The organism is Rheinheimera sp., assembly GCF_020217005.1.
In the GTDB taxonomy this organism is placed as follows: Bacteria; Pseudomonadota; Gammaproteobacteria; order Enterobacterales; family Alteromonadaceae; genus Pararheinheimera.
In genome coordinates, this window is record NZ_JAIWOI010000094.1 from 1 (window position 1) to 10,000 (window position 10,000).

General features: G+C 47.4%; 9 protein-coding genes. 6 read left to right on the top strand and 3 right to left on the bottom strand.

Annotated features, from left to right (window positions below):
• Positions 1 to 120 precede the first annotated feature (120 nt).
• A complete protein-coding gene (locus LDL40_RS04570; RefSeq protein ID WP_300993975.1) occupies positions 121 to 513 on the bottom strand; it encodes a rhodanese-like domain-containing protein in 393 nt (130 codons plus the stop codon).
• 140 nt (positions 514 to 653) lie between these two features.
• Between LDL40_RS04570 and LDL40_RS04575 the strand changes: the two genes are divergently transcribed.
• Both LDL40_RS04575 and LDL40_RS04580 read left to right on the top strand, forming a co-directional pair.
• Entirely contained in the window at positions 654 to 1,598 is a 945-nt protein-coding gene (locus LDL40_RS04575) for a helix-turn-helix domain-containing protein (protein WP_300993976.1), read from the top strand.
• Between the two features lie 189 nt (positions 1,599 to 1,787).
• Positions 1,788 to 2,246 (top strand): hypothetical protein, encoded by a 459-nt coding sequence (locus LDL40_RS04580; protein ID WP_300993977.1) that lies wholly within the window; start codon positions 1,788 to 1,790, stop codon positions 2,244 to 2,246.
• Here the strand turns inward: LDL40_RS04580 and LDL40_RS04585 are convergent.
• Together LDL40_RS04585 and LDL40_RS04590 are read right to left on the bottom strand one after the other, a co-directional pair.
• Complete coding sequence (locus LDL40_RS04585; protein ID WP_300993978.1) at positions 2,243 to 2,983, bottom strand: transporter substrate-binding domain-containing protein; 741 nt, start codon at positions 2,981 to 2,983, stop codon at positions 2,243 to 2,245. The genes LDL40_RS04580 and LDL40_RS04585 overlap by 4 nt on opposite strands.
• 14 nt (positions 2,984 to 2,997) lie before the next feature.
• Positions 2,998 to 5,274 (bottom strand): patatin-like phospholipase family protein, encoded by a 2,277-nt coding sequence (locus LDL40_RS04590; protein WP_300993979.1) that lies wholly within the window; start codon positions 5,272 to 5,274, stop codon positions 2,998 to 3,000.
• 234 nt (positions 5,275 to 5,508) lie between these two features.
• Here LDL40_RS04590 and LDL40_RS04595 point away from each other — a divergent pair, with 234 nt between their 5' ends.
• The 4 genes from LDL40_RS04595 to LDL40_RS04610 all read left to right on the top strand — a co-directional run.
• Positions 5,509 to 7,839, top strand: coding sequence for an EAL domain-containing protein (locus tag LDL40_RS04595; protein WP_300993980.1), 2,331 nt, complete (start codon positions 5,509 to 5,511; stop codon positions 7,837 to 7,839).
• On the top strand, positions 7,836 to 8,663 hold the full coding sequence (locus LDL40_RS04600) for a DUF3034 family protein (RefSeq protein WP_300993981.1): 828 nt from the start codon (positions 7,836 to 7,838) through the stop codon (positions 8,661 to 8,663). Before LDL40_RS04595 ends, LDL40_RS04600 begins: the two co-directional genes overlap by 4 nt.
• On the top strand, positions 8,657 to 9,073 hold the full coding sequence (locus tag LDL40_RS04605) for a group 1 truncated hemoglobin (protein ID WP_300993982.1): 417 nt from the start codon (positions 8,657 to 8,659) through the stop codon (positions 9,071 to 9,073). Before LDL40_RS04600 ends, LDL40_RS04605 begins: the two co-directional genes overlap by 7 nt.
• The coding region (locus LDL40_RS04610) for a D-2-hydroxyacid dehydrogenase (RefSeq protein ID WP_300993983.1) at positions 9,073 to 10,000 on the top strand (928 nt) is incomplete at its 3' end. The genes LDL40_RS04605 and LDL40_RS04610, both read left to right, overlap by 1 nt.

The following is a 10,000-nucleotide window of genomic DNA, read 5'->3' on the forward strand; positions in this document are numbered from 1 at the left end:
ATTGCGGTTATTTGAAATCAGACATCAGCAGCACTTAGGCTACTCAATAGCCTATAACAGCTTAAGAAATCAGCTGACTGTTGTGGTGCTTGTCTGCCATCTGCTGTACTGGTGGTCGCTCTAGCTCAACAGTATAAAGCCTTCTTCCAGCCAGCCCGTCACGCCCCCTATCATTTTTTTCACTGGTCTTTGTAGCTGCGCCAGTTTTAATGCCGCCTTATCGGCACCATTGCAATGAGGGCCGGCGCAATAGACCACAAATAAAGTATCAGCCGGATAGATCGCAAGACTTTCGGCATTAATCCGGCTATGCGGAAATGCTACAGCTTTTGGCAAATGACCTTGCTGATAAGCAGCCTCACCACGCACATCAAGCAAAACAAAATCCTGTCTTTGGTTGCTAATGGCATGATGTACATCCCAGCAGTCGGTTTCAAACTGCAGTAAAGAACTAAAGTGGGCAATAGCCTGTTCGGATCCCGCTGCTGCTGGTCTGGAAACCATAGATGACATAAGTCGCACTCCTCTGTATCTGACTGAATTAAGCTCAGCAGCACTGTACTTTGCCCGAGACGCATCCACCATTGGCTTAAAAGCCACATTAGCTTAGTATTAAGCCAATACCCACAATCAGCTAATACAGGAGCTGCAAGGTGCATAAAGTTGCCATTTTATTAGGTCCATCTGTCGCTAGTTTTGAGTTAGGTTGTGCTTCTGAGTTGTTTGCATTAAGCAGACCCGAATACCCCAACTGGTATCAGACGGATATCGTCAGCTTTCATCCCGGGCCATTAATGGCGACCGGCGGTCTGCAGTTGCTGGTACCTCAGATACAGGATTTGGCCGGGTACAACACTATTCTGATCCCCAACTGGTCTGTCGCCGATCCAACACCGGATCAACAGCTACGACAGCAGTTATTGGCCGCCTATCACAGAGGCGCTCGATTGATTTCATTTTGCTCAGGCGCGTTTTTACTGGCCGAGCTTGGCCTATTAAAAGATAAAGCTGCCACTACCCACTGGCGTTATGCCGATGAATTCCAACGCCGTTATAGCGACATACGTTATCAGCAAAACGTGCTCTATTGTTTTGATGGCCAGATTGGTTGTTCGGCAGGCAGTGCAGCGGCTCTGGATTTAGGCTTGGCCATAATACGCCGGGACTTTGGTTTTGAAATTGCCAATGAGGTTGCTAAACGGGCTGTTATTTCGGCGCATCGCCAGGGCGGACAAGCCCAATTTGTCACACAACCGCTGCAGAAAAAGACCAATTTACTCAGTAGTACTATGGACTGGGCCCTGTTAAATCTAAATAAATCTCTGACTATCGAACAATTAGCCGATAAAGCAGGTATGTCGAGGCGGAGTTTTGACAGGCACTTTAAATCCAGTACTGGCTTAAGCCCATTACAATGGTTATTGCAACAACGCCTGCTTCTGGTTCAACACTATCTGGAGCAAGGCCAGCATTCTATTGAACAAATCACTGACCTGACAGGTTTTGGCTCTAGTTTAAATATGCGACAGCAATTTCAGAAACAACTCGGGATCAGTCCGAGGCAATACCAGCGTCAATTTAGTTGCAGCCCGATCTGAGTATGAACTGGATACAGATGGCAATAACAGTGTAAAAAGCTGTAAAAGGCGGCGGGCTTTTGCCGTGCCCTTTGCCGCAGAGCCGGAGTTTGCTGCAGTTATAGGCGATACAAGTTTGGCACCAAATTTGCTCCCGTATAAAAACAGAGCCACACCAGATGGCCACTGCTTAAAGTTCAGGAGACTAGCATGCTAACTATTTCGACTTTGACTTCGCACATAGGGCTGGCGGATCAGCTGTACAAAGGCCCTACATTCGGCCGGGACAAAACTACGATGGACGACCCTTATACCGACAAAGTCAGTTTGTCGGACGGCCAACCCGACCCTGATCTGACCTATCAGCATTTGGCAAAAAGTAGCAGAACTGCTGGTTCAGGCTCAGAGAGTCCGGTTGATAGTGAGGCCACAGACAAATTGAATAAAGACGATCCAGACAGGCTGAGTAAAATGATGCAACAGGTACTGGATGCAAAAATGGGTGTCGACCGGAAAAAATTGGAAGAGATAGAAGAGAAAATTGAAGCGCTGGCCAACAAAGACGGGGAGCTGACAGAAGCAGAACAAGCTCAGCTGGAAATTCTGCAAAAGCAAAAAGAACAACTGATTAAAGACGGCGCAAAAAAACTAACTGAACTGGAAAGTTAATTCACTGACTGACTTAATTGCCGGGTTTGTTTTTGCAGCTGTGCGACCCGGCCTGAGTCCAACCATGATTGTAGTAGCTGGCTGACTTGCTGCTGTAACTTTTGGTCCGTGAAACCAATTTTGTAGTGAGATTTTGGAAAAAGTTCGAAGCTACGAACTTGATGTTCTGACATCCCTTTCTCAGCCCAACGCCGGTAAAAGCTGACTGCATCCAGCACCAGCAATTGAGTTCTTTGTTGCTGCAACATATCAATTGCCTGATTGTGATCAACCACTTCCCGAAATGAAGGCGAAATTGCCATAGCCTGACTAAACTCCGGACCAAGAATTCGGGTTGCATACTGGAAACTGGCCACGGAGTAACGTCCCATATCCTTCACTGTTTCTAGTTGATCCGGGAAATCGGCCAGAGCAAAAACCAGATTATGGAATTCAATATAAGCAGGGCTATAAAATAATCCCTCAATCTGTTCGCCTCCTTGCCTTGCTGCCATATCCAGCTCTCTGTCTTGCAGCATTCGACTCAGCCTCACATGTGGCGCTGCAATAAACACAGCTTTATAACCAAGCTCAGCTAACAATTGCCGAATTAACTCGGACTCAAACTGAATGGTATTGCCTTGCTTTTTGGGCGCGACATTTTGGCTCAACCCAACCCTAATCTCTGGTTGCTGAGCCTGGGCCAGCACAGGTAAAACACAAAACATCAGCAAAAACCCGCTTATCAAACTGTTCATTGTTGCGTTCTCTGTCAGAAGTTTTGTCCAAGAGATAAATAATAACGGTAGGCGCTGCCATTTACATCGTCTTCAGCACGGCCATAGCCCAGATAGACAGGTCCAAAGGGACTGTCCCAGCCAGCAAAAAAGCTACTGGCCCATATCCAGTCGGTTTCATTGGCCAGGCTTTCCACCCGGATCATATTGCCATGCACCTGACCTCTCTCCAATGAAGCGCCCAGGTAAAATGGAGAATTAAATACACTAAAACGGTCTTCGCTCATTTTATATAAATAGACCAGACTGCCAAATTGAATTTGACTGCCGAACAAATAGTTTTTCGGATATCCGGACAGATTGAGTAATCCGCCCAGCGAAAACTGCTCCACTGCTACTTGCGGGTCTCCTGGTGTGTAATCTTCGAAACGCCAGCGGGTCCGCACTATATGACGTTCAAAAAAGCTACGGGCTGCCTGCACTTCAATAGAGTGACTGCGACTCCTGTGACTTTCGCCCAGTGCCGTATCCTCTAACCATTGCCAGTTTGCATGGAGCCGAAAACCCCGACTGGGAAACACAGGGTTATCCAATCTGTCCCAGACAAAATCCAGCACCGGTCCTTCACGCTGGTAATCCAGCTTGCTAAAGCCCAGATCTGCCACTCCAGAAGCCGGAATGCGGAAATAACCATCTTTATCAGTCCAACCGGAGCTTAGCCTGGCATGATCTGACAAATTCCAGCCGGCTTTTGCGACTATTGATGTTTCTTTGTTGGCCAGATCACCTAAAGACAACCCCTCGGTATCTTCCAGCACCAGTATGGTACTCTCTCTTTGCAACTGACCACTGACAAAAGTCGCAGGTGTAAATACTGGCCAATAGAGTTCCGAACTGAGCAGTTTATCTGTTCCCAACGCCAGTTCTGTATGCAACTCAGCCCCTAACTCGGTGATGTTGGTGTAAGTGTAAGATCCAGCCAGTTGGTAATATCTGTTGTTACGAAAATCATCTTCCATGGTAAAACGGAAATTCAGATATCCAGGTCCCCAACTCTTTTCGACAGCCCTGACTTTTAAACTGGTTTGGTCTGATTGCTGCTGTTGCTCCAGTTGCAGCGATACTCTTTCCAGCGTGTCGACGCCGTACACCTGACGCAGCCCCTCCTTGAGCTTTTTACTGTCGTACCTTTTGTTTGCTTCTAAGGCCAGACGCTGCAGTAACACCTGATCAGACAACAGACTCTGATTATCCAACTCTATATGATCCACTGTGATACTAGTGGCTTGTTTGGCTCTATGAGCCGCTAACCAGTCCGGAAACTGTGCGGGAGCTGCAAAACTGCTTAAGGCCTGGCTCTGCTGCTCTGCACTGTGCCACCCGGCTTCGATGGAAGTAGGTAACTTGTCAAAATCCAGTGTGCCTATCTGCGCAACGTCCGGACTTAGCAATATATCTTGCGGCCCTAACAAGGCAATTTGTTGCTCTACAACCTGACGGACCAAAAAGTTGGTCAATTGGTCGGTCACCGCAAAAGCCGAGTCTAATTGCTCAGAGTTCAGTAAAGGTGCGTCTATTGCGACTGCGATGATCCTATCTGCACCCAAACTTTTCGCGATACTGACTGGCAAATTATTGGCAACACCACCATCAACTAAAACCCGGCCATTCAGCTCCATGGGCCGCACTACACCGGGGATCGACATTGAAGCCTGCACGGCCTGCAATAAACTGCCCTGACTCATCACTACTGTGTCTCTATTGGTTAAATCTGTGGCGACTGCGCGAAAGGGAATGGGTAATTGGTCGAAGTGGCTGTGATTTAACACTGGTCCATAAGCTTCAAGAATAAGTTCAGCCATAGCCTGCCCCAACAATACGCCTTTGGGAATTTTGATGCCTGAGCTATCTAACCCCAAACCGAGCCGGATCGGATAATGATCCTGCTGTTGTTTACGACGTATCGGCATTTCATCCCGGTGAACTTTATCCCTGAAACCAGTGCTCCATTCTAAATGATCCAGTATCTGCTGAATTTCATCCGGACTATGGCCTGTGGCATATAAGCCGCCAATAAAAGCTCCAATGCTGGTTCCTACTATTAAATCTACTGGTATTCCTTGTTTCTCCAGTTGACGTATCACACCAAGGTGCGCACCGCCACGGGCCCCGCCGCCGCCCAGCACCAAAGCGATGCAAGGCCTGTCTTTGACTCTGGCACAAGGTTGCTGCCCGACTACAGGACTTTGAGCTGCATATAAAAAACCACTGAAAACAACAATGAAAAAACTCAGTGCCCAGCACAGCTTCATTCACAACTCCCCTATTCTTTGCACGAACTCTATCCAATAAGAATTTGAATAATCGGGTTTTTATTTGGTTTTAACGCTTTAGAGTTGAGCCTGCACTTACTTATTGCTAAGGTTTCTGCAGACGTATCCAGACCTTTAATTTTCACTTATGCTGTGAGGCTCAAAGCTGCGTTTTATCCGGACTTATTTATCTACTATGACAGCTTTCAATAACTGCTACCACAATGAGGTCAAATGTTCGATTCATTACGCAGCCGCTTAGTCATTTCCCTGGTCAGTTTGTTGACCGTACTGGCATTGGCCAGTGGCTTTGCAACCCTTAACACCATGAAAAAAGACAGTGAGCAACAAGCTAAACAAGTGTTGAGGGTTGCTGCCAATGTATTTTTACAGGCGCTGGATAACAGAGCCAGCCAACTGACAAACTCGGTCAGTATATTGGCCAGCGACTTCGGTTTTCGTCGCGCTGTCGCTACGGCCGAACAAGAAACGATTTTGTCTGTACTGGAGAATCATGGCAGCAGAGTTCATGCTGACTTAGTACTGTTGTTATCTCCAGGCGGAGATTTAATGGCCAGCACCAGTGCAGAATTAAGCAGCGACGACGTTAAGCCTGTGTTTTTACAAAGTAAAGGCAGTCAGTCCACCACAGTGAATGATATTCTGGTGCTGGCAGGTAATTCGTACCAATTAGTGCTGGTACCGGTGAAAGCGCCACAAACCATAGCCTGGGTTGGTATGGGTTTTAGCTTAAACAAACAGTTGGCAGAACAAATCAAAGGCATTACCGATCTGGATATTAGTTTTACCACCAACAGCAGTAAAACGAACCAGACCTTACACTCCACACTGGACCTCGATACACAACACAACTTGTTGCCTGTATTACCCAGACTGGTCGACACCCAACAGCAACCTTTTAGCAGCAATGAAGGACAATTTTTGTCTTTGGCTTTAGCTTTGGATCAACAGCAATTGCTGTGGGCTGTGCTGCATTATCCTAGTGCACGCTGGCAGGAAAGTTATCAGAAAATTCGTCAGCAGCTACTCGGGATTTTTGGCCTGAGTTTAACCCTTGCACTGACCCTGGCTTTTGTGATCGCACGCAGTATCACTCAACCTTTGCGCTTATTATCTAACTTCGCCAGTCAAATCGGTCAGGGGGTGACGGCAGCGGCCTTGCCTGCTGCAAAAGGTGAAATAGGCTTATTAGGCAACACCCTGCAAAAAATGCAGATGGATATCCGTACCCGTGAGGCCGAACTTTTGTATCAGGCCGAGCATGATTCGCTGACTGGATTAAAGAACCGCGGCGCTGCAGAACGCAAGTTGGCTGAATTGTTGCCCTTTGAAGATGTCGGCCTGTTACTACTGAATATCAAAGACTTCCGGCATATTAACGATGCGCTTGGTTTTGCCAATGGCGATTCTCTGCTACAACAAATGGCGCAACGTTTAGAGCAACTCATTCCAGCCCCTTTGCAGGTTGCCCGTTTGGGTGGTGATGAGTTTTTGCTGTTATACAATCAACATCTTTCGGCTGCGCAACTGGAAGATTTAAAGCTGCAACTGCACTCAGGCTATTTGTTGGCCGACTCTCCGTTAAGTCTGAAGGTCTCTGTAGGGGCTTATAATATTACTCCTGGCACAGTGCATGCGAATGACGCTATACGGCGGCTGGATATAGCTCTGAACTACGCAAAAAAACAGCCTGCTTTGCTGGCCTTTTATCAACAAGGTCAGGACGAGAGCCATCAGCGTGAGTTAACCATTCTGCGGGATTTACCCGCTGCTCTTCAGCAAAATCAGTTGTTTGTCGTTTACCAGCCTAAGGTGGAACTGACACAGCAAAGTTGTTCCTCAGCCGAAGCCTTGATCCGATGGATCCACCCTGAATTAGGATTTGTGCCACCAGATGAGTTTATAAAATTAGCAGAACACTCAGGCAATATTGCTCTGGTAACCCAATGGATGCTGAATACTGTGGTGGCCCAGTTGGCGCTTTGGTACCAACAAGGAACACAGATTAAAGTAGCAGTGAATTTGTCGGCAAATGATTTAACCAACTCAAACTTACCGCAGGAGATCGCTGCTTTACTCAAACTCTATCATTTACCTTCTTCTGTACTTGCACTGGAAGTGACTGAAGTCGCTGTGATGCAGGATCCCAAACAAGTGATCCAGATCTTAACGCAATTAAGGGACATGGGAATTGAACTGGCGATAGATGACTTTGGTACCGGACAGTCTTCGCTGGCATATTTAAAACAGTTACCTGTACATGAAGTCAAAATTGACAGAGCCTTTATCAAAGATATTGAACACAACCAGGACGACGCGCTTATTGTCAGTGCCACAACTCAACTGGCACATGGCTTAGGCCTAAAAGTGACAGCAGAAGGTTTGGAGAATCTGGCAGGCCTTGCAAAATTACAGCAATACAGCTGTGATAAAGTTCAGGGTTATTTTTTCTCTAAACCTTTAACCTCAGAACAGTTCAGTCAATGGCTTGAACAGTTCGCTAACACCAAAAATCAGTGGTTTGATTCAGAGAGTAACGGATGAAAAAAGTTTTAGCAGCCTTAGGTTTCCTACTGGTCAGCCCTTATCTGATGGCTGGCTCAAAAGTGATAGCCACAGGTGGTGCCACCACTATTGAGGGCAATTCTGGTGGTGGCATAGTGCCCTGGGCCACGATCAACGGATACAGCAGTAGTGACGAATGGTCAGTCAACAGCTTTGCCGGTCGGGTTGGTGTGGATGATTTCACCCTGGATAGTCTGGGTGTTGGCGCCAGTTTTAATAACCAATGGGAACTGTCCTTTGCCAGACAAAAATTTGCTCTGGATACTATAGGGGGTGAACTGCGTCAGGATGTTCTGGGTGTTAAATACAAAGTAGCAGGAGAATTACTTTACACTGGCCTGCCGCAAATCAGCATAGGCGCACAATTTAAAAAAAATCGTGACTTCGCTCTGCCCTCAGCTGTGGGTGCTGGCGATGACTCTGGTTACGAGGTCTATGTCGCTGCTACTAAGGTATTTTTTGATGCCATCGCAGGCCGTAACCTGCTACTCAATGCGACAATACGCTCCACTGACGCGCACCAAACCGGTTTACTGGGCTTTGGCGGTGAAGGGGTGAGCCGCAAACTGATGTTCGAAAGTTCAGCTGTGTTGCTACTGAATTACAATCTGGCGCTGGGTACTGAATTTAAACAAAAACCCAATCAGCTGGGTTTTGCTGACGAGCAGCATTGGCGCGATTTGTTTGCAGCCTGGTTTATCAATAAAAACGCGTCTGTGGTGCTGGGATATGTCGACTTAGGCGATATAGCGGGGTTATCAGACCAAACAGGCTTTTATTTGTCACTGGAGGGCACATGGTGAAGTACGTATTGCTGGCGTTAAGCTTAACTTTAACCGCATGCCAACATAAGCCGGAAACCAGCTTATACCAGCGTTTAGGTGGTGAGTCAGGCGTAGAACATATAGTGGACGGTATTTTGTATGGTATCGAACACGATCAGAGCATAGTTCACCATTTTGCCGATACGGACATCCCCAGGTTTCGTCGTCTGCTGATCGAGCAGTTTTGCGAATTAAGCGGTGGACCATGCAAATACAGCGGTGTATCGATGCAGGAAAGCCACACTGGATTTCAAATCACTCAGGCACACTTTGATGCACTGGTGAATCATTTAATTACCGCTATGCAGCAACAAAAAGTTTCAGTGGAAGCCCAAAATGAATTGCTGGCGATTTTAGCTCCGATGTATAAAGACGTAGTGTATCGCTAATGACGAAAGTGGTATTTCTCGACGCAGCCACTATGGCTGAGACCGACTTAACTCCGTTGCAGTTAACTGGAATAGAGTTAACTTTGTATCCGCAAACCAGCGCAGAGCAATTACTAACCCATGCCAAAGGTGCAACTGTACTGATCAGCAATAAAGTTCAGCTGGACGCCAGGGCTATAGCCGCTTTACCTGACCTGCGTTGTATTCTGGTCGCAGCTACTGGCGTCAATATGGTTGATCTGACCGCCGCCAAAGCCGCAGGTATAGTGGTCTGTAATGCTCAGGGTTATGCGGGTACCGCTGTGCCCCAACAGGTCTTTGCTTTGTTATTGCAGCTGACGAACCATATTTACTCTTACCACCAGGCCGTACAACAAGGCCAGTGGAGCCAGAGCGCTCAGTTTTGCCTGCATTTACATCCGATAGAAGAGCTGGCGGGTAAAACCATGACCTTACTGGGATATGGTGATTTAGGTCAGGCCACCGCCAGACTGGCAGAAGCTTTTGGTATGAAAGTCATTCTTGCTGAACGACCTGATATCACAGAGATCCGCCCTGGCAGAACAGACTTTGAGAGCGCGATCCGCTGCGCTGATGTTCTGTCGTTGCATTGCCCTTTAACAGACACAACCGCCAGGCTGATCAACGCTCAGACCCTGAGCTGGATGAAACCAACAGCGCTGCTGATCAACACTGCCAGAGGTGGTTTAATTGATGAGCCCGCTTTGGCTCAGGCTTTAACCCGTGGCACTATAGCAGGCGCAGCTTTGGATGTACTAAGTACGGAGCCCCCGCTAATACACCACCCTTTACTTGCAGGCAATTTGCCGAATCTGCTAATCACACCTCATGTAGCCTGGGCCAGCCGGCAGGCGATGCAGCGTTTAGTCAGACAATTGGCGGAAAATCTGCAGGCGTTTTTACAAC